22 protein-coding genes are annotated in these 22,612 nt (G+C 38.2%); all 22 read left to right on the plus strand.

All coding sequences use genetic code 11. The annotated features are described in order from the left end of the window. Positions 1–50: 50 nt before the first annotated feature. Positions 51–923 carry a ribosome biogenesis GTPase YlqF gene (gene ylqF, locus ACE1MS_RS04785; protein WP_012293247.1) on the plus strand — a complete coding sequence of 291 codons (873 nt, stop codon included), beginning with the start codon at positions 51–53 and terminating at the stop codon, positions 921–923. A gap of 154 nt (positions 924–1,077) precedes the next feature. Further along, on the plus strand, positions 1,078–1,839 hold the full coding sequence (locus ACE1MS_RS04790; RefSeq protein WP_031418981.1) for a ribonuclease HII: 762 nt from the start codon (positions 1,078–1,080) through the stop codon (positions 1,837–1,839). A gap of 50 nt (positions 1,840–1,889) precedes the next feature. Continuing rightward, positions 1,890–3,779 (plus strand): hypothetical protein, encoded by a 1,890-nt coding sequence (locus ACE1MS_RS04795; protein ID WP_447402732.1) that lies wholly within the window; start codon positions 1,890–1,892, stop codon positions 3,777–3,779. Then, positions 3,776–4,078 (plus strand): EscU/YscU/HrcU family type III secretion system export apparatus switch protein, encoded by a 303-nt coding sequence (locus ACE1MS_RS04800; protein WP_012293250.1) that lies wholly within the window; start codon positions 3,776–3,778, stop codon positions 4,076–4,078. The genes ACE1MS_RS04795 and ACE1MS_RS04800 overlap by 4 nt, the downstream gene beginning before the upstream one ends. Before the next feature lie 162 nt (positions 4,079–4,240). Next, a complete protein-coding gene (gene sucC / locus ACE1MS_RS04805; RefSeq protein ID WP_025113922.1) occupies positions 4,241–5,401 on the plus strand; it encodes an ADP-forming succinate--CoA ligase subunit beta in 1,161 nt (386 codons plus the stop codon). Between the two features lie 17 nt (positions 5,402–5,418). Further along, positions 5,419–6,321 (plus strand): succinate--CoA ligase subunit alpha, encoded by a 903-nt coding sequence (gene sucD, locus ACE1MS_RS04810; RefSeq protein ID WP_012293252.1) that lies wholly within the window; start codon positions 5,419–5,421, stop codon positions 6,319–6,321. 167 nt (positions 6,322–6,488) lie between these two features. Next, a complete protein-coding gene (dprA, locus tag ACE1MS_RS04815; RefSeq protein WP_012293253.1) occupies positions 6,489–7,385 on the plus strand; it encodes a DNA-processing protein DprA in 897 nt (298 codons plus the stop codon). A gap of 91 nt (positions 7,386–7,476) precedes the next feature. Beyond that, on the plus strand, positions 7,477–9,555 hold the full coding sequence (topA, locus tag ACE1MS_RS04820; RefSeq protein WP_031418983.1) for a type I DNA topoisomerase: 2,079 nt from the start codon (positions 7,477–7,479) through the stop codon (positions 9,553–9,555). An 18-nt stretch (positions 9,556–9,573) separates the two neighbouring features. After that, positions 9,574–10,887, plus strand: a complete 1,314-nt coding sequence (trmFO, locus tag ACE1MS_RS04825) for an FADH(2)-oxidizing methylenetetrahydrofolate--tRNA-(uracil(54)-C(5))-methyltransferase TrmFO (protein ID WP_012293254.1) — start codon at positions 9,574–9,576, stop codon at positions 10,885–10,887. Positions 10,888–11,172: 285 nt separating this feature from the next. Beyond that, positions 11,173–12,072: a tyrosine recombinase XerC gene (gene xerC, locus ACE1MS_RS04830; RefSeq protein ID WP_012293255.1), complete on the plus strand. Its 900-nt coding sequence runs from the start codon at positions 11,173–11,175 to the stop codon at positions 12,070–12,072. Between the two features lie 21 nt (positions 12,073–12,093). Next, positions 12,094–12,639 carry an ATP-dependent protease subunit HslV gene (gene hslV / locus ACE1MS_RS04835; protein WP_008181271.1) on the plus strand — a complete coding sequence of 182 codons (546 nt, stop codon included), beginning with the start codon at positions 12,094–12,096 and terminating at the stop codon, positions 12,637–12,639. After that, entirely contained in the window at positions 12,639–14,039 is a 1,401-nt protein-coding gene (hslU, locus tag ACE1MS_RS04840) for an ATP-dependent protease ATPase subunit HslU (RefSeq protein WP_012293256.1), read from the plus strand. The genes hslV and hslU overlap by 1 nt, the downstream gene beginning before the upstream one ends. 87 nt (positions 14,040–14,126) lie before the next feature. Beyond that, complete coding sequence (codY, locus tag ACE1MS_RS04845; RefSeq protein WP_012293257.1) at positions 14,127–14,906, plus strand: GTP-sensing pleiotropic transcriptional regulator CodY; 780 nt, start codon at positions 14,127–14,129, stop codon at positions 14,904–14,906. A 580-nt stretch (positions 14,907–15,486) separates the two neighbouring features. Continuing rightward, the gene (flgB, locus tag ACE1MS_RS04850) at positions 15,487–15,879 is read left to right on the plus strand and encodes a flagellar basal body rod protein FlgB (protein ID WP_012293258.1); all 393 of its coding nucleotides are present in this window, start codon (positions 15,487–15,489) and stop codon (positions 15,877–15,879) included. A gap of 3 nt (positions 15,880–15,882) precedes the next feature. Continuing rightward, complete coding sequence (gene flgC / locus ACE1MS_RS04855; protein ID WP_012293259.1) at positions 15,883–16,344, plus strand: flagellar basal body rod protein FlgC; 462 nt, start codon at positions 15,883–15,885, stop codon at positions 16,342–16,344. A 23-nt stretch (positions 16,345–16,367) separates the two neighbouring features. Continuing rightward, on the plus strand, positions 16,368–16,673 hold the full coding sequence (gene fliE, locus ACE1MS_RS04860; RefSeq protein WP_025113930.1) for a flagellar hook-basal body complex protein FliE: 306 nt from the start codon (positions 16,368–16,370) through the stop codon (positions 16,671–16,673). 117 nt (positions 16,674–16,790) lie between these two features. After that, complete coding sequence (fliF, locus tag ACE1MS_RS04865; protein ID WP_031418985.1) at positions 16,791–18,386, plus strand: flagellar basal-body MS-ring/collar protein FliF; 1,596 nt, start codon at positions 16,791–16,793, stop codon at positions 18,384–18,386. 15 nt (positions 18,387–18,401) lie between these two features. Then, positions 18,402–19,415 carry a flagellar motor switch protein FliG gene (fliG, locus tag ACE1MS_RS04870; protein ID WP_008180783.1) on the plus strand — a complete coding sequence of 338 codons (1,014 nt, stop codon included), beginning with the start codon at positions 18,402–18,404 and terminating at the stop codon, positions 19,413–19,415. Further along, positions 19,408–20,199 carry a flagellar assembly protein FliH gene (gene fliH, locus ACE1MS_RS04875; protein ID WP_036160963.1) on the plus strand — a complete coding sequence of 264 codons (792 nt, stop codon included), beginning with the start codon at positions 19,408–19,410 and terminating at the stop codon, positions 20,197–20,199. The genes fliG and fliH overlap by 8 nt, the downstream gene beginning before the upstream one ends. Positions 20,200–20,204: 5 nt before the next feature. After that, positions 20,205–21,530, plus strand: a complete 1,326-nt coding sequence (fliI, locus tag ACE1MS_RS04880; RefSeq protein ID WP_012293262.1) for a flagellar protein export ATPase FliI — start codon at positions 20,205–20,207, stop codon at positions 21,528–21,530. Continuing rightward, positions 21,531–21,980, plus strand: coding sequence for a flagellar export protein FliJ (gene fliJ, locus ACE1MS_RS04885; RefSeq protein WP_012293263.1), 450 nt, complete (start codon positions 21,531–21,533; stop codon positions 21,978–21,980). Between the two features lie 4 nt (positions 21,981–21,984). Next, the gene (locus ACE1MS_RS04890; protein ID WP_012293264.1) at positions 21,985–22,593 is read left to right on the plus strand and encodes a MotE family protein; all 609 of its coding nucleotides are present in this window, start codon (positions 21,985–21,987) and stop codon (positions 22,591–22,593) included. Positions 22,594–22,612 lie beyond the last annotated feature (19 nt).

A 22,612-nucleotide genomic window follows, 5' to 3' on the forward strand; every position in this document is an offset into this window, starting at 1 on the left:
AAGGGAGCGTTTAGGAACTCCCTTTTTCTTTTAGTTTAGGAGGCACAGCAGTGACAATTCAATGGTTTCCAGGGCATATGGCAAAGGCCCGACGTGAAGTAACGGAAAAATTAAAGCTTGTTGATATTATATTTGAGTTAATAGACGCACGTTTACCTTTATCGTCTCGTAATCCAATGATTGACGAAGTCATCAATCAAAAACCTCGTTTATTAGTTTTGAATAAGGCAGATATGGCAGACGAGCAAGAAACACGTAAATGGGTAGAATATTTTGCACAGCGTGGTCATAAAGCAGTCGCTATTAACTCGCTTGAGGGTAAAGGCTTACAACAAGTAACGAAAGCAGCACAGGAAATATTAAAAGAAAAGTTTGATCGCATGAAAGCAAAAGGGATGAAGCCTAGAGCTATTCGTGCAATGATTGTTGGAATACCGAATGTTGGGAAGTCCACATTGATTAATCGCTTGGCGAAAAAAAATATTGCTAAAACGGGGAATACCCCAGGTGTAACAAAGGCGCAGCAATGGATTAAGGTTGGGAAAGAACTTGAGCTATTAGATACGCCAGGGATTTTATGGCCAAAATTCGAAGATCAAGAAGTAGGCTTTAAATTAGCTTTAACGGGTGCTATTAAAGACACCATAACAAACATGGAAGACTTAGCAGTATATGGCTTACGCTTCTTATCCGTTCATTATCCAAAGCGTATGGAGGAGCGTTACGGCTTTGGGTTCATCCATGAAGACTTGGTTGAAACTTTTGACCATATTGGGAAACTTCGACGTGTGTTTGGTGCAGGTGGAGAAATTGATTATGATCAAGTAGCTCAACTAATCGTGCGAGATATTCGTGGCTTGCAATTAGGCAAATTAACATTTGATTTTGTTAATGAACAACTAGAAAAAGAATCGGAACAATAAAAAGTTTTGGAAACTGTCACACCCTCTTTGTGGCAGTTTTTCTTTTAGGAATGAATTTTTCTACCGATAATAATTATATAGAGGAAAAATCTGAGCTACATAATGACTGAAATGGATTTAGGTTTAATGCGTAGAGGCAAGAAGGAGTAAGAAAGTGAAAAGTATTAAAGAAATTACAGTTGCACTAAAAGATGCGGAAGAATGGCAAGAGTGGATGTCGGGTATTGCGGAAGATGAACGAGTAGGTGTCCAAAAGGCTTGGCTTACTTGGCAGAAGAAGCAAGACAAAAAGCGGCAATTGATTCAGGAACATCAAGAAAAAGTGGCATTCGATTTAAGCTATGGGGGAATAGATGCATTAATTGCAGGTGTAGATGAGGCGGGGCGTGGTCCTCTAGCGGGGCCCGTCGTTACAGCAGCTGTAATTTTGCCAACAAATAGTGAGGCTCTAATTGGTTTGAATGATTCTAAGCAATTATCGAAGGATAAACGAAATGCCTTTGCCGCTTTAATTAAAAAACATGCTATTAGTTATTTTATTCACTTCCAATCGGCTCAACAAATAGACGAGCTTAATATTTATGAGGCGACCAAACAATCTATGAAGGCAAGTGTGGAATCGTTATCGAGAAAACCTGATTACGTTTTAGTAGATGCCATGACATTACCTATGGCTATCCCTCAGGATTCCATCATTAAAGGAGATGCCAAAAGCTTAGCAATAGCAGCAGCCTCCATTCTAGCTAAAACAGCCCGAGATGATTACATGGAACAATTAGATAAAGATTTTCCTATGTATGGTTTTGCACAACATGCAGGCTATGGTACAAAGCAGCATTTAAAGGCACTAGAAGAATACGGACCAACGATACACCATCGTAAATCGTTCGAGCCGATCAAATCCATGTTTGAATAATACGTTAGTACCAATTACCGAAGGAGTAATTGATGAAAGGAGTATCTTATATGACAGCCACATCATTTAATCCAATCCAGATGCAACAAAATCAAATAACTGCAAGTAATCAACCACTTGCCTTAAAACAAGGGCAAGTATTTCATGGAACGGTTAAGAAATTATACCCTGATCAAATGGCAGAGATACAAGTAGGAAATCAAAAATTTATAGCTAAACTTGAAGTTCCATTAAAAGCCGGGGATGCCCATTTTTTCCAGGTAACAGGAACAGACCCACAAGCAGAATTAAAAGTGGTGTCAGGACCGATGACGCCCACCACTTCACCAAGCCAGCAAATTAATCAGCTATTAGAATCCATGAATTTACCTAAGACAGCAGAGATGCAGCAATTATTAGGACATTTTATGAAGGCGGAGCTACCTATTTCAAAAGATCAGCTATTACAAGCTGAAATGTGGTTAAAGGCATTACCAGAAGGTATATCTAAAATGGATGCTTTGCAAACGATTCAAAAAATGATAGAGCTTAAAATGCCCATGACTAATGAGGTCTTTCAAGCGCTAATTAGTGGACAGAAGACTTCTGGCATGGCGGCTACTATGGAAAACTTTGCACAGCTTCTAGCAAGAGATACAGCCTTACCTGAACAGCTTAAGCAAAATTTAATGCAACAAGTACAAGCTATTGCAAAGCCATTTGAAGTAGAAACGGGTAGCGTGGTTCTTGCGAAAGTTCTCGAAAATTTAACAAATAATACCGCTACAACCAGTGAAAAAATGCAAGCTCTGTCGATCTTAAAGGAGTCTGGGATAATACCGAATCAGGCTACATTGCAAAATTGGTCAAGTATGAATGATGCAAAAGCTTCTCAGCAAATGCAGCAAGCGGGTCAAGTCGTTCAAGCTATCCTAACAACGAAGCCTGAAAATGCTGCTCAGCTGATTGAACAGCTTAAATCATGGACAACCAATCAGCACTTTTTAACAAATGATCAAAAGCAACAGATTAATCAACTAATTGATCGTTTTAATCAATTGCCTGTTACCAAGCAAACATTAGATATTTTTGCTAAGCAAATGCAAGATCAATTATTAAAAGCCTTTTCGCAAAATATGTCTAATCATTTATTTACACAGGACATAAAAGGACTGTCAGTAAAAGATCATCTACTGTCTTTAGTAAAGCAAGAGGTAGCTTCTCCATTACAAAATGAAGCCCTGATGCGTAATCTCGTAAAAAATAGCATCGCTTCTTCACAGCCCTTTGTTCAACAAATAGTGACACAAGCAGACGCTCTTGTTCAAAATTCGATGGATAGTAAGGCAATGGAGCATGCTATGAAAACGGTATTGAAAAATTTAGGGGTAAGCTATGAGGCGACACTCGGAAATAAATCAGCGGATTTACAAATGATTGCACATCAATTAAAACCACAGCTTCATACATTATTGCAGGAAACTAATATGACACCGCAATTGAAGGAAGCGGCAGAAATGCTAATGACACGAATGAATGGGATGCAACTATCTTCAGGAGAAAATGGACACCAACATCAATTAATTATGCAAGTACCGCTTGAGTTTTTCGGTAAGAGAATGGATGCAACATTGCAATGGAATGGTCGCATGAAGGATGATGGTAAGATTGATGCCAACTATGCAAGGGTATTATTTTATTTACAAATGGCCTCCATGCAAGAAACGGTCATTGATATGCAGGTTCAAAATCGAGTGGTTACAGTAACGGTCTTTAATGAATATTTGGAGATTCAATCTCTTGCAGAACCACTAAAGGTAGCATTAAAAAATGGGCTGGCAGAGAAAAATTATCAATTATCAGGCGTTTTTATGAAGCAATTTGACAAGGGGCAAGTGGTCAAAAGTAGTCCTGTAATAGAACAGCAAGAGGAACAGAGTGGGGTGGATATCCGCGTATGAGCGAAGAAAAATTCACCCGTAAAGAGGCAATTGCGTTAACGTATAAACTTGGTCAATTCGATAGTCCAACTGTTGTAGCAAAGGGAAAAGGGAAAATTGCCGAGAACATTTTGGCAAGGGCTAATGAGCATAATGTGCCGATTTATGAGGATCCTAACCTAGTTCAACTGCTTGGCCAATTAGATTTAAACGAGTCCATTCCTGAGGAATTATATCAGGCTGTGGCAGAGGTTTTTGCTTTTATTTATCGTTTGGATCAAGAACATGCGCGAAAATATAGAAAAAATGAAGTATTCTGATTATTTTTGCAAGCTGTTTTAGTACACAAAATAGAAGAATGCGTCATAATAATAGAGAAAATTCGAACAAAAGACAAAGTGTAGACTTTATCAGAATGTTTCGTTAGAATAGACTATGTTAGTAAAACAATTCTATGCAAATGTTTGATGGGAGGATGTATTATGAATATCCATGAATATCAAGGGAAAGAGATTCTGAGAAAATATGGTGTAGCTGTACCAAACGGAAAAGTTGCTTTTTCCCCTGATGAAGCAGTGAAAGTAGCGAAGGAACTTGGCTCTAATGTAACTGTAGTCAAGGCGCAAATTCATGCAGGTGGACGCGGTAAAGCAGGTGGTGTAAAAATCGCTAAAAACCTTGATGAGGTACGTACGTACGCAAAAGAATTATTAGGGAAAATTTTAGTGACTCATCAAACAGGTCCTGAGGGAAAAGAAGTAAAACGCTTATATATTGAAGAAGGTTCTGATATCCAAAAAGAATACTATTTAAGTTTAGTTTTAGACCGTGCAACTTCCCGCGTTACAATGATGGGATCCGAAGAAGGCGGTATGGATATTGAAGAAGTAGCGGAAACAAATCCGGAAAAAATCTTCAAAGAAGTAGTTGATCCAGTGGTTGGATTAACAAGTTTCCAAGCACGTCGTATGGCGTTTAATATGAATATTCCAGCAAACCTTGTAGGGAAAGCTGTTAAATTAATGTTAGGTTTATATCAAGCATTTATCGACAAAGATGCATCAATTGTTGAAATTAATCCACTTGTTGTAACTGGACAAGGCGAGGTAGTAGCACTAGATGCTAAGTTCAATTTTGATGCCAATGCATTATACCGACATAAAGATATTGTCGAATTACGCGATTTCGATGAAGAAGATCCAAAAGAAATCGAAGCATCAAAATATGATTTAAGCTATATTTCATTAGATGGTAACATTGGCTGTATGGTTAATGGTGCTGGTCTTGCTATGGCGACTATGGACACAATTAGCTACTACGGCGGTAGCCCGGCCAACTTCCTTGATGTAGGGGGCGGTGCAACAGCTGAAAAAGTAACTGAAGCTTTCAAAATTATCCTTTCTGATCCACACGTAAAAGGCATTTTTGTAAACATTTTTGGCGGAATTATGAAATGTAACATTATCGCTGAGGGTGTTGTGACAGCTGCTAAAGAAATCGGTTTAGCTGTGCCACTAGTTGTACGTTTAGAAGGTACGAATGTAGAACTTGGAAAAGAAATTTTAAATGCATCTGGTTTAAACATCGTTGCAGCGGATTCAATGGCTGACGGTGCACAAAAAATTGTGGGACTAGTAGGCTAAGGAAGGCAGGGAGAACAATGGCTGTATTTATTAACAAAGATACGAAGGTAATTGTACAAGGGATTACGGGCGAAACAGCTCTTTTCCATACGAAGCAAATGCTTGAGTATGGTACTAAGATCGTAGCAGGTGTAACACCAGGTAAAGGTGGACTTGAAATCGAAGGAGTTCCTGTTTTCAATACAGTGGCAGAAGCTGTAGCTGCAACAGGCGCGACAACTTCAGTTATCTACGTTCCTGCTCCGTTTGCAGCAGATGCAATCTTAGAAGCTGTTGATGCTGAATTAGAATTAACAATCTGTATTACAGAACATATTCCGGTTCTTGATATGGTGAAAGTTAAACGTTACATGGAAGGTAAAAAGACTCGCCTAGTAGGTCCGAACTGTCCGGGTGTTATTACAGCTGATGAATGTAAAATCGGTATCATGCCTGGCTATATCCATACAAAAGGTCATGTAGGAGTTGTATCTCGTTCTGGTACATTAACGTATGAAGCAGTACATCAATTAACACAAGCTGGTATTGGTCAAACAACAGCTGTTGGGATTGGTGGAGACCCTGTAAATGGTACAAACTTCATCGATGTACTTGATGCGTTTAATAATGACCCAGAAACATATGCAGTAGTTATGATTGGTGAAATCGGTGGTACAGCTGAGGAAGAAGCGGCTGCATGGATTCAAGCCAATATGACGAAACCTGTCGTTGGCTTTATTGGTGGACAAACTGCACCTCCAGGTAAACGTATGGGGCACGCAGGTGCTATCATTTCTGGCGGTAAAGGAACAGCTGCAGAGAAAATTAAAGCTATGAATGCGGCAGGCATTGAGGTAGCAGAAACACCATCTGTTATTGGTGAAACACTTATTAAAGTAATTAAAGAAAAAGGGCTATACGAAAAGTGTAAAACCCATTAAAATGGAAGATGTAGCACATAGTGGCTACATCTTTTTCCTTATTTATACACTGTTTATCTTCCTTCATTATCAATTTCCTATTTCCTGTATTGAAAATTACACACAAAGTTGTGTTCAAAACACCATGCGGTCATTTACTTTCTTCTATTATAAAGGAGGTTTGTAAAATGATTCTTGCAGTAGATACACAGAGATTACTAGCTTTGCATTATGTATATCCTTTACCTCTTCAAAAACTTCAACGATTATTGTCCCCAGTGAACGTTTTAAACACTTTTGAAGAAGCTCATTATGGTGAAATCGCGAATATTTTACAAATATCGGCACATAAAGCATTACAAATTTCCCGAAGCTTTCGACAAATTATGACAATCCCATTTGAAGAGGCCTATACACGGGCCAATATTTTCCCCATACCTTTTTATCATCCTTATTTCCCGGCGCAATTATTTGAAATATCCAGTCCTCCTACTGTATTGTATGTGAAAGGTCGATATTCCCTGTTAACAAACAAGAAACAGATAGCAATTATAGGCTCTAGGAAGGCTACAGCGTATTCGAAAAGAGCGTTAGACCTAATTGTCCCACCTCTTGTTCAATGTGGGTATACGGTCGTAAGTGGGCTTGCTAGAGGCGCTGATACAATGGCACATAGGGCAACAATCGATATGGGAGGGCACACAATGGCTGTGCTTGGACATGGTTTTAATTATCTCTATCCGAGAGAAAATCAAGTACTTGCGATGGATATGGCCGATCAACAGTTATTAATAACTGAGTATCCTCCATATATGAAGCCCGAGAAATGGCATTTCCCGATGCGTAATCGAATCATTAGTGGTTTAGCTCAAGCGTTAGTTGTGACAGAGGCAGCGATAAAAAGCGGTACGCTTATTACAGCAGAGCTTGCATTAGAGCAGGGGAAGGATATATTTGTGGTACCGGGACCTATTGATGCAGCACAGTCCAAAGGGACCAATCAATTACTTGTAGAAGGAGCAATTCCAGTAATGAATGGTCATCAAATCGTTGAAACACTAGACCTGTTTTCTAACAAAAATTGAAAAAAAGTTGCATTATCTTAAAATCTGTTATACATTTTGCAACAGGTAACTTAAAAATTTAGTAAAAGACCTCGCTAAGGGGGAGACATAGATGGCGGATTATTTAGTGATTGTAGAATCACCAGCAAAAGCAAAAACAATTGAACGTTATTTAGGCAAAAAATATAAGGTGAAAGCATCTGTTGGACACGTAAGGGATCTTCCACGTAGCCAAATGGGTGTGAGTGCAGAAAATAACTTTGAACCTAAATATATTACGATTCGTGGTAAAGGACCTGTTTTACAGGAATTAAAATCTGCGGCTAAAAAAGTAAAGAAAGTCTATCTAGCGGCCGATCCAGACCGCGAGGGAGAAGCAATTGCTTGGCACCTTGCGACTGCATTAAATATCGATATTAACTCGGATTGTCGAGTTGTATTTAACGAAATTACGAAAGATGCGATTCTTGAATCATTTAAGAATCCGCGTCCTATTAACATGGATTTAGTAGATGCACAGCAAACAAGACGAATATTAGATAGACTTGTTGGCTATAATATCAGCCCAATTCTTTGGAAAAAGGTGAAAAAGGGTTTATCAGCGGGTCGTGTACAATCTGTAGCGCTGCGTATGATTATTGATCGCGAAAATGAAATTAAAAACTTCCAACCAGAAGAGTATTGGACAATTGAGGGTACTTTTGAAAAAGGTAAAAAATCATTTGATGCACTTTACTATGGAAATGGCAAAGACAAAATTAAGCTAACGAATGAGGAACAAGTAAAGACAGTTTTAAAGGGTGTCAAAGGGACAGACTTTCATGTTGTGAATGTTTCTAAAAAAGAGCGTAAACGAAATGCTGCACCAGCCTTTACAACCTCTTCGTTACAACAAGAAGCAGCGCGAAAATTAAATTTCCGAGCAAAGAAAACGATGATGCTTGCACAGCAATTATATGAAGGTATTGATATTGGTAAAAAAGAGGGTACAGTCGGGTTAATCACTTATATGCGTACCGATTCCACACGTATTTCTGAAACGGCAAAAACGGAAGCGATTGCTTTCATCGAATCAAAGTATGGAAAAGAATATATTGCAACAGAAATAAAGCAGACGAAGAAAGCTTCAAATGCGCAGGACGCCCATGAGGCAATTCGTCCAACAAGTACGATGAGAACACCAGAGGAATTAAAGGCAGTTCTTAGTCGTGACCAGTTGCGTTTATATCGCTTGATTTGGGAGCGCTTTATTGCAAGCCAAATGGCTCCGGCTATACTTGATACTGTGGCGGTAGATCTTCAAAATGGTGATGTTTTATTCCGTGCGAACGGCTCACAAGTTAAATTTGCAGGTTTTATGAAGCTATACATCGAAGGTACAGACGATCAAACGGAGGAAACGACAAAGCTTTTACCTGAGATGGAAATTGGTGATCAAGTAAAATCGCTTGAAATTGAACCTAAGCAGCATTTTACACAGCCACCACCACGCTATTCAGAGGCGCGACTTGTTAAAACGATGGAAGAATTAGGTATAGGTCGCCCGTCCACATATGCACCGACCCTCGATACAATTCAGCGCCGTGGCTATGTTGTGTTAGATGCAAAACGCTTTATGCCAACAGAGCTAGGTGAAATCGTACACCAACTCGTACTAGAATTTTTCCCTGATATCATAAATATCGAATTCACTGCACAAATGGAACAAGATTTAGATGATATTGAAGAAGGTAGTCGTCAATGGAAGAATATTGTGGAAGAGTTTTATAAAGACTTTGAAGTCCATGTTAAACATGCAGATGAAGCTATGGAAAAAGTAGTAATAAAAGATGAGCCAGCTGGAGAAGATTGTGAGCTTTGCGGATCACCAATGGTCTATAAGCTGGGTAGATATGGTAAGTTTATGGCTTGCTCGAATTTCCCAGACTGCAGAAATACAAAAGCTATTATGAAACCTATTGGTGTAAAATGTCCGTCATGTGAAACGGGCGAAATTGTAGAGCGTAAAAGTAAAACGAAGCGTTTATTCTACGGCTGTAATCAATATCCGGAGTGTGAATTTGTATCTTGGGACAAACCAATTAGTAGACCATGCCCGAAATGTAGTGCATTATTAGTAGAGAAAAAGATTAAAAAAGGTGTCCAAATTCAATGTACAAAATGTGACTATGAAGAAGCACCAACACAATGATAGGAAGATGGTAAAATCATGACTGAACAAGTAGTAAATGTAATAGGAGCGGGGCTAGCAGGTAGTGAAGCAGCTTGGCAAATAGCAAAACGAGGTGTGAAAGTAAGACTCTATGAAATGCGTCCAGTAAAGCAAACGCCTGCACACCATACAGATAAATTTGCAGAGCTTGTTTGTTCTAACTCACTACGCGCAAATGGATTAACAAATGCTGTAGGTGTTATTAAGGAAGAAATGCGTATTTTAGATTCTGTCATTTTAAAAGCAGCAGACCAATGTTCTGTGCCTGCTGGAGGAGCATTAGCCGTAGACCGTCATGAGTTTGCAGGTTATGTGACAGAGGCAGTGAAAAATCATCCACTTGTGGAAGTTATTCATGAAGAAGTGACAGAAATTCCTGAAGGTATAACAGTTATTGCTACAGGTCCTTTAACTTCGAAAGCTTTGGCTGAAAAAATTCAAGGTTTAACGGGTCTAGATTATTTATACTTTTATGATGCAGCTGCACCAATTATTGAAAAAGATAGTATAGATATGGATAAGGTTTATTTAAAATCTCGTTATGATAAGGGTGAAGCAGCATATTTAAACTGCCCGATGACGAAGGAAGAATTTGATCGTTTCCGTCAAGCATTAATTGAAGCAGAAGTAGTCCCATTAAAAGAATTTGAGAAAGAGATTTACTTTGAGGGCTGTATGCCAATCGAAGTTATGGCGTCTCGTGGAGAGAAAACCATGTTATTTGGACCAATGAAGCCAGTCGGTCTTGAAGATCCGAAAACAGGGAAACGTCCTTATGCCGTAGTACAACTACGCCAAGATGATGCTGCTGGTACTCTTTATAACATTGTTGGTTTCCAAACACATCTTAAATGGGGTCCTCAAAAAGAAGTATTACAATTAATCCCAGGATTAGAAAACGTGGAAATTGTACGTTACGGTGTTATGCACCGAAATACTTTTATTAATTCACCAAAAGTGTTAGAGAAAACATACCAACTTCGTGAACAAAAGAATATTTTCTTTGCAGGTCAAATGACGGGTGTCGAAGGATATGTGGAATCAGCTGGAAGTGGATTAATAGCTGGTATAAATGCAGCTCGTTTAGCATTGGGACAAGAACCGATTATTTTCCCATTCGAAACGGCGTTAGGAAGCATGGCGCGTTATATAACAGAAGCGCAATCGAAAAACTTCCAACCAATGAACGTTAACTTTGGAATTTTCCCTGAGTTACCACCAGGTAGACGTTCAAAGCCGGAGCGTGCAGAAATGCATGCAACACGCGCAATAAGCACAATTCATAATTTTGTGAATTCACAAACAATTTAATTGCCAAAAGCCTCTAAAAGTTGTTATACTCTTAGAGGCTTTTTCTTTTTGTAGACAAAATGCTTGCTTAGACATGTTTTATTATTTTGTATGGAGATTTTCTCAAAATATAACTAATTACACTTGCTATCTTACAAAGATAGGTATAGTGTCAATATGTATGTTTATTAATGATGGAATACGATACAAACTTGTAAGAGATGACAAAGAATTATTTATCCGTTATATTACAAGTGTCAGTCATTTGAGAAAATTATTAATAAATTATTGGTGGTGAATCTTTCTATGTTAGTTTCGTCCCAAGATGCACTCGAACAGTTCATGCTTTACATCCAAGTTGAAAAGAACTTCTCTGTTCATACAGTGCGAGAATATGAATCAGACCTGCTGGATTTTTTGGCCTTCTTACAAAGGGAAGGAATTAATGATTTAGCGAGTGTTGAATATATACATGCACGTCTTTATGTAACAAAGTTGTACGACGAAAAAAGAGCAAGGGCTTCTATTTCTAGAAAAATATCCTCAATACGCTCCTTCTTCCGCTTTCTAAATAGACAGTATGGATTTGATGATGGGGCATTTCGTTCTCTTTATCATCCTAAAAAAGAATCTCGTTTACCAAATTTCTTCTATGAAGAAGAATTGATGCAGTTATTTGATGCGAATACCGGGGATGATTTGAAATCGTTGAGAAATATGGCTATATTAGAGCTGTTATATGCGACAGGGATTCGTGTAAGTGAGCTGACTTCCATTCAAGTTAAGGATGTAGATTTTCATTATTCCATCATACGAGTTATGGGAAAAGGTCGAAAAGAACGAATTATCCCATTTGGTCAATTTGCAAGTTTAGCAATGCTGGACTACATAGAGCAGGCTCGTCCTAGATTGATGAAAAAGACTAATCATCAGCAATTGTTTGTCAATATGCGAGGTGGGGAACTTACTCCTCGAGGGGTACGTCATGTTTTAAACGAAATGATTGACAAGGCCTCGCTCCATACGAAAATTTACCCACACATGCTTCGCCATACTTTTGCCACACATTTATTAAACAATGGCGCGGATTTGCGAACGGTGCAGGAGTTATTGGGCCACTCGCATTTATCTTCTACACAGGTTTACACACATGTAACAAAAGAGCACCTACGTCAAACATATATGAATGCTCATCCAAGGGCATAATAGAGTTAAGGAGGAAAGCAGATGGGACAAATTCATGCGACTACGATATTTGCAGTTCATCATAACGGAGGCTGTGCCATGGCTGGTGATGGTCAAGTTACATTAGGAAATGCAGTTGTGATGAAGGGTACAGCGAAGAAGGTCAGACGTCTGTTTAATGGGCAGGTTCTGGCAGGATTTGCGGGCTCTGTTGCAGATGCATTTACACTATTTGAGATGTTCGAAGGCAAATTGAATGAATATAACGGTAATTTACAACGTGCTGCAGTAGAGGTTGCCAAACAATGGCGCGGAGATAAAATGCTACGTCAACTAGAAGCGATGCTATTGGTCATGGATAAAACAACACTACTACTTGTTTCTGGTACTGGTGAGGTCATTGAACCCGATGATGGAATTTTGGCCATTGGTTCAGGTGGAAATTATGCTTTATCAGCGGGTAGAGCATTGAAAAAATATGCAGGTGAAACGATGACTGCTCGTGAAATTGCTGAAGCAGCATTAGAAACTGCTGCTGAGATCTGTGTATTTACGAATCATAATATTATCGTGGAGGCGCTGAGCTAATGACGCAAAAAAATTTAACGCCAAGACAAATTACTGAGCATTTAGATCGTTATATTGTTGGGCAAAATGAAGCTAAGCGAGCTGTAGCTATTGCGTTGCGCAACCGTTATCGTCGTTCGCTGTTAAATGAGGATATGAAGGCAGAGGTTATTCCAAAAAATATTTTGATGATTGGGCCAACTGGTGTCGGAAAAACGGAAATTGCCAGAAGAATTGCGAAGCTTACAAATGCTCCTTTTGTAAAAGTGGAAGCGACAAAATTTACTGAAGTAGGTTATGTAGGTCGCGATGTTGAATCAATGGTACGTGACTTAGTAGAAGCTTCTCACCGTCTTGTAAAAGAAGAAATGATGGAATCAGTTAAGGAACAAGCCGAGCAATTAGCAAATGAAGCTATTGTGAAACTTTTAGTCCCATCATTGCGAAAGAAACAGAGCATGCAAAATCCATTCGAAATGTTATTTGGAGGGAAAGAACAAACTTCTACGGACGATACGTCGTCTGATGAGACGGAAGTACGCTCTAAACGTGCACAAATTGCTATTGATTTACGAAATGGCAAATTGGAAAATGAATGGGTTACGGTAGAGGTAACAGAACAAACTCCATCCATTTTTGATGCATTACAAGGCACGGGAATGGATATGTCTGCTAACAATGGTATGCAAGATATGCTATCTAGCTTAATGCCTAAAAAACAGAAAAAACGCCGTGTGCAGGTAAAGGATGCGCGTCGTATTTTAACAATAGAAGAAGCAAATAAGTTGATAGACGCAGATGAAGTGGCACAGGAGTCAATTGTTAGAGCGGAGCAAACTGGTATTATTTTTATTGATGAAATCGATAAAATAGCTAGTAAAGAAGGGAATTCTTCTGCAAATGTATCTCGTGAGGGTGTACAACGAGATATTTTACCAATAGTAGAAGGTTCAACTGTAACAACGAAGTACGGAGCTGTGAAAACTGATTACATGCTATTTATAGCTGCTGGTGCGTTCCATATGTCAAAGCCTTCAGATTTGATTCCGGAATTGCAAGGACGTTTCCCAATTCGTGTAGAGCTTGAAAAATTAACAAAACAAGATTTTGTCCGTATTTTACAAGAGCCTGACCAATCGCTCATTCTGCAGTATAAGGCATTGCTAGAAACAGAAGGTGTGGAAATCAATTTCACATCTGATGCCATTGAACGTATTGCGGAAATAGCAACAGAGGTTAATCAGGAAACAGATAATATCGGAGCCCGTCGTTTGCACACGATTTTAGAACGATTACTAGAAGAGCTGTCCTTTGAAGCAGCTGAAATTGCACCAGCGAGTATACCGATCAATGCAGCCTATGTTGATCAAAAACTCGCAGGTATCGTAAAAAACAAAGATTTGTCACAGTTTATATTGTAAGATAAAGCTGTTCAGTATCATTCAGTAGTAAAAACCTTTAGAATATTAAGTGAATACTCTTCGGATTATTTATAGGAGGAACATATAATGAATTTATTAGAAAAAACACGTAAAATTAACTCGATGCTTCAAGCTTCTGCTGGTAAGCCTGTAAACTTTAAAGAAATGGCTGACACACTAGGAGATATTATTGATAGTAATGTCTATATTTTAAGTCGTAAAGGTAAATTATTAGGGATTTCAATTCACCAACAAATTGAAAATGAGCGTATGAAAAAAATGTTCGAAGAGAGACAATTCCCAGAAGAATACACACATAGCTTGTTTACAATTTCAGAAACATCCTCTAATTTAGATATCCATAACGAACATACTGCTTTCCCTGTGGAAAACAAAGATCTTTTCCAAAACGCATTAACAACAATTGTACCAATTGTTGGTGGTGGGGAACGTTTAGGAACATTAATCCTTGCTCGTTTATCTTCTCAATTTGAAGATGATGATTTAATCCTAGCAGAATATGGTGCAACAGTAGTTGGTATGGAGATTTTACGTGAAAAATCTGAAGAAATTGAAGAGGAAGCTCGTAGCAAAGCGGTCGTACAAATGGCCATTAATTCACTTTCGTACAGTGAATTAGAAGCTATTGAGCATATTTTTGAAGAGCTTGATGGTAACGAAGGTTTACTTGTAGCTTCTAAAATTGCAGACCGAGTTGGCATTACACGCTCAGTGATCGTCAATGCATTACGTAAACTTGAATCAGCAGGTGTTATTGAGTCTCGCTCTCTAGGTATGAAAGGAACTTATATTAAAGTGTTAAATGACAAGTTCTTAAATGCATTAGCTGAAATTAAAATGAAATAATACTTCTTGAAGAAGATAATGAAGGCGTCTAGGTAAAACTAGGCGCCTTTTCTTGTGCACTACACTGAAAATTTATCCGTACATTAGCTTGTTATTTTTTGTATAAATACAAGTTTGGAGAATATTGATATTTTTTGTTTCTTTTATCCTAAAGTCGTTCATAAAATTGTCACTACAATTAGCATACAAAAATGAAATATGTGATACTTTAGAATAATGGTAAATAAACTGTTGGTTATTTATATTAGAATATTCAGGTATTTGTCGAACTAGTAAAATGGGACCTTAAATTAATTTCATTTTAAAAGGCGATAAAGCTCATAAAAAGGCAAATTTAATACTAAAATCGTAAACACTGTCGAAATAGTGTAAAATAACTAGATGTTAACCAACCTTTTGTAAAGCCTACAGCTACAAGGGATGCGGAAGTATTGTCCCGGTTGTGGCGATAAAAAAATAGGGCGTATATACTATTAAAAAGTGACAAAAGACAATAGACACTAGGTAGCATCTTAATTACAATTGTATTATTGAATATATTAACAAGTACATAGAATTTAATAAAATGAGGTGAACAGTTTTGAATTTATTTGGAGGAACTATTAGTAGCTTGGAAAATGGACTTTCCTATGCAACTTTGAATCATAAAACAATCGCAAACAATATTGCGAATGTCGATACACCTAATTATAAGGCGAAAAATGTTAGTTTTAAGGAAATGTTGGCGGAACAAAAGGGTATCGCTATTTCTGCCTATCGAACTGACAATAGACATTATGATTTCACAATTCGACAATCTACACCTGGTGTCAATAATATAGAAAACCTACGATACCGAAATAATGGCAACGCAGTAGATATGGATGCTGAACAAGCGAAATTAGCAGAGAATCAAATTTACTACAATGCTTTAATTGATCGTGTAAACGGGAAATTAAACACATTAAACACAGTTATTAAAGGAGGTAAGTAATAGATGTCTATTTTCCATGGGATGAATACCACTGCCTCAGCTTTAACTGCCCAACGATTACGTATGGATGTTATCTCTTCTAATATGGCTAACATGGATACAACTCGAGCTCGTCAAGTTAATGGAGAGTGGGAGCCATATCGACGAAAGTCAGTAACGTTTACAGCACAAGAAGGACAATTTTCAAAGTTTATGAATGTGGCACTTGGGAAAGACGCCAAAAGCGGTGTTGGTAATGGTGTGAAAGTAACTCGTATTTCAGAAGACCGAGAAACACCTTTCAAACTTGTTTATGATCCAACTCATCCAGATGCAAATGCAGATGGTTATGTCAATTTGCCGAATGTCGACCCATTAAAAGAAATGGTAGATTTAATGTCAGCTACTCGTTCCTACGAGGCAAACGTAACAGTATTTAACGCAAATAAATCTATGCTTACAAAGGCATTAGAGATTGGTAAATAAATAAGAAGAAAGGAAGATACATAATGACTATTTCGTCCGTTTCGCTAATGACACCTACTCAGGTTGTAAATGAAACAAATAAACTTAATACGACACCTTATGAAGCTCAACAAAGCTTCGCGAACTCGTTAAAAGAGGCAATAGCCAAAGTTAATGACCAGCAAATCACATCCGATAATTTTACTCAAAAGCTAATTAAAGGTGAAAATGTGGAATTGCATGAGGTAATGATTGCTTCACAAAAGGCGAGCATTACATTAAACGCAACAATTGAAGTTCGCAATAAGGTGATTGAAGCTTACCAAGAAATAATGCGAATGAGCGTTTAATCTGTTATTGAGGGGGAGACCCCTCTCAATATAGATTAATGACTACCTAAATGGTGGGCTCATAAATTTCGCAATTTATTGATGGCTAGGTTATTCACTATAACCGGAGGATTCATAATGAATGAACGATTGACGAAAATAAAAAACGACACCAGTCAATTTTGGAAAAGTCGAAGTAAAAAGCAAAAAATGGTTATGATTGGCTCCTTGGTAGGCGTCATTGCCCTTGCGGCAATTGTAACGTTTTTCGCTTCAAAAACTACATATGTTCCACTTTACAAAGATTTATCAACAAGAGAAATTGGACAAGTAAAAGAAGCACTGGATTCACAAGGTGTAACATATCAAATTGCGCCAGGCGGAACATCTATTTTAGTGCCTGAGGAGCAAGTTGACTCTTTATTAGTGCAATTAGCATCAGAAGGATATCCACAAACGGGTACGATTGATTACTCATTTGCAAACAGTTCAGGGTTTGGTATGACAGATAATGAATTTAATCTATTAAAAAAAGCTGCTACTGAAACTGAAATCGCTAAACTTTTTAGAAACCTTGAAGGTGTTAAAGATGCAAAGGTTATGATTACTGTTCCTGAAGAAGGAGTCTTCGTAACAGATGTGAAAGAGGATGCAACTGCATCTATCGTATTAAATACAGATCCAGGATATAAATTTACAGAGCAGCAAATTACAACTATGTATAATTTGGTGTCAAAAAGTATTCCCAATTTAAAAACTGAAAACATCGTAATCTCAAACCAATTCTCTGAGTACTTTGACTTAAATGCAGCCACAACAGATGGAGCATCAACAACAACTGCTGAAGGTCAATTGCAAATGAAAAAGTTGGTTGAACGTGATTTACAACGTCAAGTACAAAATATGCTTGGTACGTTGATGGGACAAGATAAAGTAATGGTTTCTGTCACTACGGATATTGACTTCAAGAAAGAAAATCGTGAAGAAAATCTTGTGACACCTGTTGATGAAGAAAACATGGAAGGTATCGCCATTAGTGCTCAAAGAATTACTGAGCAATATTCTGGAACAGGGGCGGGAGCAGCTACTGGAACACCTGAAGCTGAAACAACTACTGATAACTTTACTACTTATAATGAAGGTACATCGGGTAACGGTGATTATGAACGTACAGAAGAGACGATTAATAATGATGTGAACCGTATACGTAAAGATATCCAAGAAGCTCCTTATAAGGTGCAAGATATTGGGATTCAAGTAATTGTTGAACCACCAACAGCAACAGATGCAGCGTCATTACCAGATGGCGTCCGTGAAGATATTGAGAAAATTTTAAGTACGATTGTACGTACAACCATTTCAAAAGACGTGGCAGCTGAGCTTACTCAAGAGCAAATTGATGAGAAAGTAGCGGTATCTGTTCAGCCTCTATATGGTAAGGCCACACAAGTTGCTGATGAGAAACCAATAATTCCTTGGTGGGTTTGGGTTATTGGCGGTATCCTGTTAGCTGTTATTTTATTGTTAGCATTCTTCATTATCCGCTCTCGTAAACGTGCGCAGGAAGAAGAAGAGCTAAGTATCCTAGAAGAACAAGAAGATTTAATGATTGACGATATTAATGAAGAAATTGAAACGGAAGCTACAATGCGTCGTAAGCAGCTAGAAAAAATGGCAAAAGATAAGCCAGACGATTTTGCGAAGTTACTGCGTAGTTGGATTGCTGAAGACTAACTAGGAGGTTCGGCTGTGTCCAAGAAAGATAAGGAATTAACAGGAAAACAAAAGGCCGCTCTCTTGTTAATTTCATTAGGGCCTGAAGTTTCAGCTTCAGTCTATAAACATTTAACAGAGGAAGAAATTGAACGTTTAACATTAGAAATTTCAAGTGTTAAAAAAGTAGAATCAAACGTTAAGGAAGAGATTATAGAAGAATTCCACAATATTGCCCTAGCTCAAGACTATATCACGCAAGGTGGTATTGGTTATGCGAAAACAGTATTAGAAAAAGCACTTGGTGTTGAACAAGCTCAGACCATTATTAATCGTCTGACATCATCATTACAAGTGAGACCGTTTGATTTTGCACGGAGAGCTGATCCAGCACAAATATTTAACTTTATTCAAAATGAACATCCACAAACGATTGCCCTGATTCTTTCATATTTAGAAGCGGGGCAAGCGGGAGTGATTTTATCTTCGTTACCACAGGAAGTACAGGCTGACATTGCAAAACGTATCGCTGTTATGGAATCGACTTCACCAGAGGTCATTAGTGAAATAGAATCGGTGTTAGAGCGTAAATTATCATCTACAGTTACTCAGGACTACACTGAAACCGGTGGTATTGATGCAGTTGTTGAAGTTCTTAATGGTGTTGATCGACAAACTGAGAAAACAATCCTTGATGCGCTTGAAATCCAAGATCCAGAGCTTGCAGAAGAAATCAAAAAACGCATGTTTGTATTCGAAGATATCGTTACGCTCGACAATCGTTCCATTCAACGTGTTATTCGTGATTGTGAAAACGAAGACTTACTCCTTTCAATGAAAGTATCAAGCGAAGAGGTAAAAGATATTATTTTCCGCAATATGTCTCAACGTATGGCTGAAACATTTAAAGAAGAAATGGAAATTATGGGACCTGTACGTTTACGTGACGTAGAGGAGGCACAATCTCGAATTGTTGCTGTTATTCGTCGCCTAGAAGATGCTGGTGAGATTATTATTGCACGTGGTGGAGGAGATGACGTCATTGTCTAGAATCATCCGTTCAATTTACACTCAATCCGATAGCGATAATGTAAAAGAGATACAAATCCGGGATATGTTTGAAGTGCTTGATTTAGAAGACGGTGAAGATGGTTCATCCCAACATCAATTATCAATAGAAGAAATAATGGCTGAGCGAGATCGTTTACTTGCAGAAGCAAGAGCTTCCTTACAAGTCGAACGTGAAGCGTTTGAGCAAGAAAAGCAAATGCATTTTCAAGAGATTGAGCATTTGAAGCTAAGTTGGGAAGAAGAAAGACCGAATCGAGTTCAAGAAGCCTATGACGAAGGATTTGGCCAAGGCTATGAAGACGGTGTGAACAAATCTACTGAAGCAATGGCCGAGTCCCTTCAAACTGCGAATGAAGTGATTAATCAGGCAAAAGAAAATGCTAGAAAATATATTGATGATCAAGAAGCAGTGATTTTAGAGCTTGGCTTAACGACAGCTGAACGAATAATTGGCGCGTCATTAGAACGTGATCCAGATCTGTTTGTGTCAATTGTCCGTAGAGGGCTAAAAGAAGCAAGAGAAATGAAAGAAATTAAAATTTATGTGTCACCAGCCTATCACGCTTTAATTACTGCTAATCGCGATGAATTAGCTGAAATGTTCCCGGTTGATGTACCATTTATGATTTTTGTTAATGAAGATTTGAACAATGAAACGGATTGCTATATCGAAACAAATCATGGTCGTATAGTAGTGAGCGTCGATGAGCAATTGAACGAACTAAGATTAAAGCTTCATGAAATATTAGAAAGTAAGGAATGATCTAGATGAAGACGGCTCAATTAATCGAACATATTCCTCATATGCCAACATTTAAAAAATTTGGTAGAGTCACTAGAGTTGTCGGCTTGATGATTGAGTCGCAAGGTCCAGATAGTTCCATAGGTGATGTTTGTAAAATTCATGTGGAAACTGTAAACAATGGTCACCAAATCATTTTAGCTGAAGTTGTGGGCTTTAAAGATGAAATTGTTGTTTTAATGCCTTTCACTTCTTTAAGAGAAATATCTATTGGTTGTCTTGTTGAAGGGACGGGGGCTCCACTAGAAGTAAAAGTGGGCCCAGAGCTAATAGGGAAAGTGTTAGATTCTATGGGTAATCCTATTGATGGCACCTTGCTACCAAAAGGGCTAATGACGGTTCCGACAGAGCAAGATCCACCAAATCCACTGACACGTCCACCTATTAACGAAAGACTTGAAGTGGGCGTAAAGGCTATTGATGGTATGCTGACAGTTGGTAATGGGCAACGTGTCGGGATTTTCGCTGGTTCAGGGGTCGGAAAAAGTACACTTCTTGGAATGATTGCGAGGAATACACAAGCAGATTTGAATGTAATTGCTCTGATCGGAGAACGTGGACGTGAGGTCCGTGAATTTATTGAACGTGATTTAGGCCCCGAAGGTCTAAGTCGGTCCATAGTTGTGGCTGCTACTTCTGACCAACCGGCATTGATGAGGATAAAAGGGGCGTTTACTGCAACAGCAATCGCCGAGTATTTTAGAAATCGTGGTTTAAATGTCATGTTGATGATGGACTCTGTAACACGTGTTGCCATGGCTCAGCGTGAAATTGGCCTTGCCACAGGAGAGCCGCCGGCACAGAAGGGATATACCCCATCTGTATTTGCGATATTACCTAAATTACTAGAACGTACAGGTACTAATGAAAAGGGTTCTATCACTGCATTTTATACGGTCTTAGTAGATGGTGATGATATGAATGAACCAATCGCTGATACGGTGCGAGGGATATTAGATGGTCATATTGTGCTTGATCGAAATCTAGCAAATAAAGGGCAATACCCTGCTATAAACGTCTTAAAAAGTGTTAGTCGTTTGATGAATCATGTGGCAGCGCCAGAGCATAAAAAAGCTGCTGAACGATTAAGAGAACTCTATTATACATACGACAAATCTGAGGATTTGATCAATATTGGCGCTTATAAACGTGGGACGTCTAGAGAAATTGATGAAGCTATTCATTATGAACCGCTTATAACTACTTATCTCAAACAGGGTTATTTGGACAAAGTGACTTTGGAAGAAAGTGTGAATGAGCTACTATCCTTATCGAACGGTGGTGTAAACTAGATGGTCAGTTATGTATATCGTTTTGAAAAAGTACTAACAATTCGTGAGCAAGAAAAAAACGAAACTGAAATGGCCTATAAAGAATCTGTCCGTTCTTTTGAGGAAGTAGCTACTAAGTTATATGACTTGCTTAAAAAGAAGGAAGATTTAATTGCCTTCCAGCAGGATCGCTTAACTGTTGGTTCATCTATTGATGAAATTCATCACTATGCACGTTTTATTGATAGTCTTGAAAAGACAATTGCAGATGTACAGCAGAAAGTGATACAAGCTCGTGCAAAGATGAATTGGCACGAAGATAAATTATTAGAAAAAAACTTGGAAGTACGTAAATTTGAAAAAATGAAAGAAAAGGATTTTAAGCTTTTCCAACAAGAGCAGGATCGTATAGAAAGCCTTTTTTTAGATGAAATTTCATTGCTAACGTATAACAAGAGAGAAATCAGGTGATTTCATGGTGAAAAAAGACAATCGATTGACAGCAGAATTAGTAGAACAGCCACCTAAGAAAAAAGCTGGAGGCTTTCTAAAGTTTTTTACTTGGATCGTACTGCCACTTATGTTTGTAGTAGCTGTTTTACTTGTTGTGGCTACGTTAATGAATACAAATGTTTTTGACTTAGGAAAAAAGGCAATTGGCAATTTACCTTTTGTTCCTTCAGAAGAACAGCAAGCAAAAGATGCTGTCGTAAACAATGATTCGAAAATAGTTAATTTACAGGCAGAGATTCAAGAAAAAGAAGCAGAAATTACACAACTACAAAAAAAGTTGGATACAACAACATCTGAAAAAGAGAAGCTTACGATTGAAAAAGAGCAACTTCAATTTGAAATTGAAAAATTAAATCGACAACAAGATGATGTGAAGCGGGATTTCAATGATATATTATCGACGTTCGATAAAATGTCTCCTAAATCTGCAGCACCGGTATTAATTAATATGAGCGATGCAGAAGCACTGCGCATTTTAACCAATTTAAAACCTGATAAACTAGCAGCAATTTTAGAGAAAATGGACGCTAAGGATGCAGCGAAATATACGGAGCTCATGGCTAAACAGTAGAAATCACGAAAGGAGGTGA

It is taken from the genome of Lysinibacillus sp. fkY74-1, from assembly GCF_053165895.1.

What these genes read in the sequence shown, in the direction of transcription:
- fliE (WP_025113930.1), top strand. Translation starts at nt 16,368, where the DNA reads ATGACTATTTCGTCCGTTTCGCTAATGACACCTACTCAGGTTGTAAAT.
- ACE1MS_RS04890 (WP_012293264.1), top strand. Translation starts at nt 21,985, where the DNA reads ATGGTGAAAAAAGACAATCGATTGACAGCAGAATTAGTAGAACAGCCA.
- ACE1MS_RS04795 (WP_447402732.1), top strand. Translation starts at nt 1,890, where the DNA reads ATGACAGCCACATCATTTAATCCAATCCAGATGCAACAAAATCAAATA.
- ACE1MS_RS04800 (WP_012293250.1), top strand. Translation starts at nt 3,776, where the DNA reads ATGAGCGAAGAAAAATTCACCCGTAAAGAGGCAATTGCGTTAACGTAT.
- sucC (WP_025113922.1), top strand. Translation starts at nt 4,241, where the DNA reads ATGAATATCCATGAATATCAAGGGAAAGAGATTCTGAGAAAATATGGT.
- sucD (WP_012293252.1), top strand. Translation starts at nt 5,419, where the DNA reads ATGGCTGTATTTATTAACAAAGATACGAAGGTAATTGTACAAGGGATT.
- codY (WP_012293257.1), top strand. Translation starts at nt 14,127, where the DNA reads ATGAATTTATTAGAAAAAACACGTAAAATTAACTCGATGCTTCAAGCT.
- trmFO (WP_012293254.1), top strand. Translation starts at nt 9,574, where the DNA reads ATGACTGAACAAGTAGTAAATGTAATAGGAGCGGGGCTAGCAGGTAGT.
- xerC (WP_012293255.1), top strand. Translation starts at nt 11,173, where the DNA reads ATGTTAGTTTCGTCCCAAGATGCACTCGAACAGTTCATGCTTTACATC.
- hslU (WP_012293256.1), top strand. Translation starts at nt 12,639, where the DNA reads ATGACGCAAAAAAATTTAACGCCAAGACAAATTACTGAGCATTTAGAT.
- topA (WP_031418983.1), top strand. Translation starts at nt 7,477, where the DNA reads ATGGCGGATTATTTAGTGATTGTAGAATCACCAGCAAAAGCAAAAACA.
- dprA (WP_012293253.1), top strand. Translation starts at nt 6,489, where the DNA reads ATGATTCTTGCAGTAGATACACAGAGATTACTAGCTTTGCATTATGTA.
- fliF (WP_031418985.1), top strand. Translation starts at nt 16,791, where the DNA reads ATGAATGAACGATTGACGAAAATAAAAAACGACACCAGTCAATTTTGG.
- hslV (WP_008181271.1), top strand. Translation starts at nt 12,094, where the DNA reads ATGGGACAAATTCATGCGACTACGATATTTGCAGTTCATCATAACGGA.
- flgC (WP_012293259.1), top strand. Translation starts at nt 15,883, where the DNA reads ATGTCTATTTTCCATGGGATGAATACCACTGCCTCAGCTTTAACTGCC.
- fliJ (WP_012293263.1), top strand. Translation starts at nt 21,531, where the DNA reads ATGGTCAGTTATGTATATCGTTTTGAAAAAGTACTAACAATTCGTGAG.
- fliI (WP_012293262.1), top strand. Translation starts at nt 20,205, where the DNA reads ATGAAGACGGCTCAATTAATCGAACATATTCCTCATATGCCAACATTT.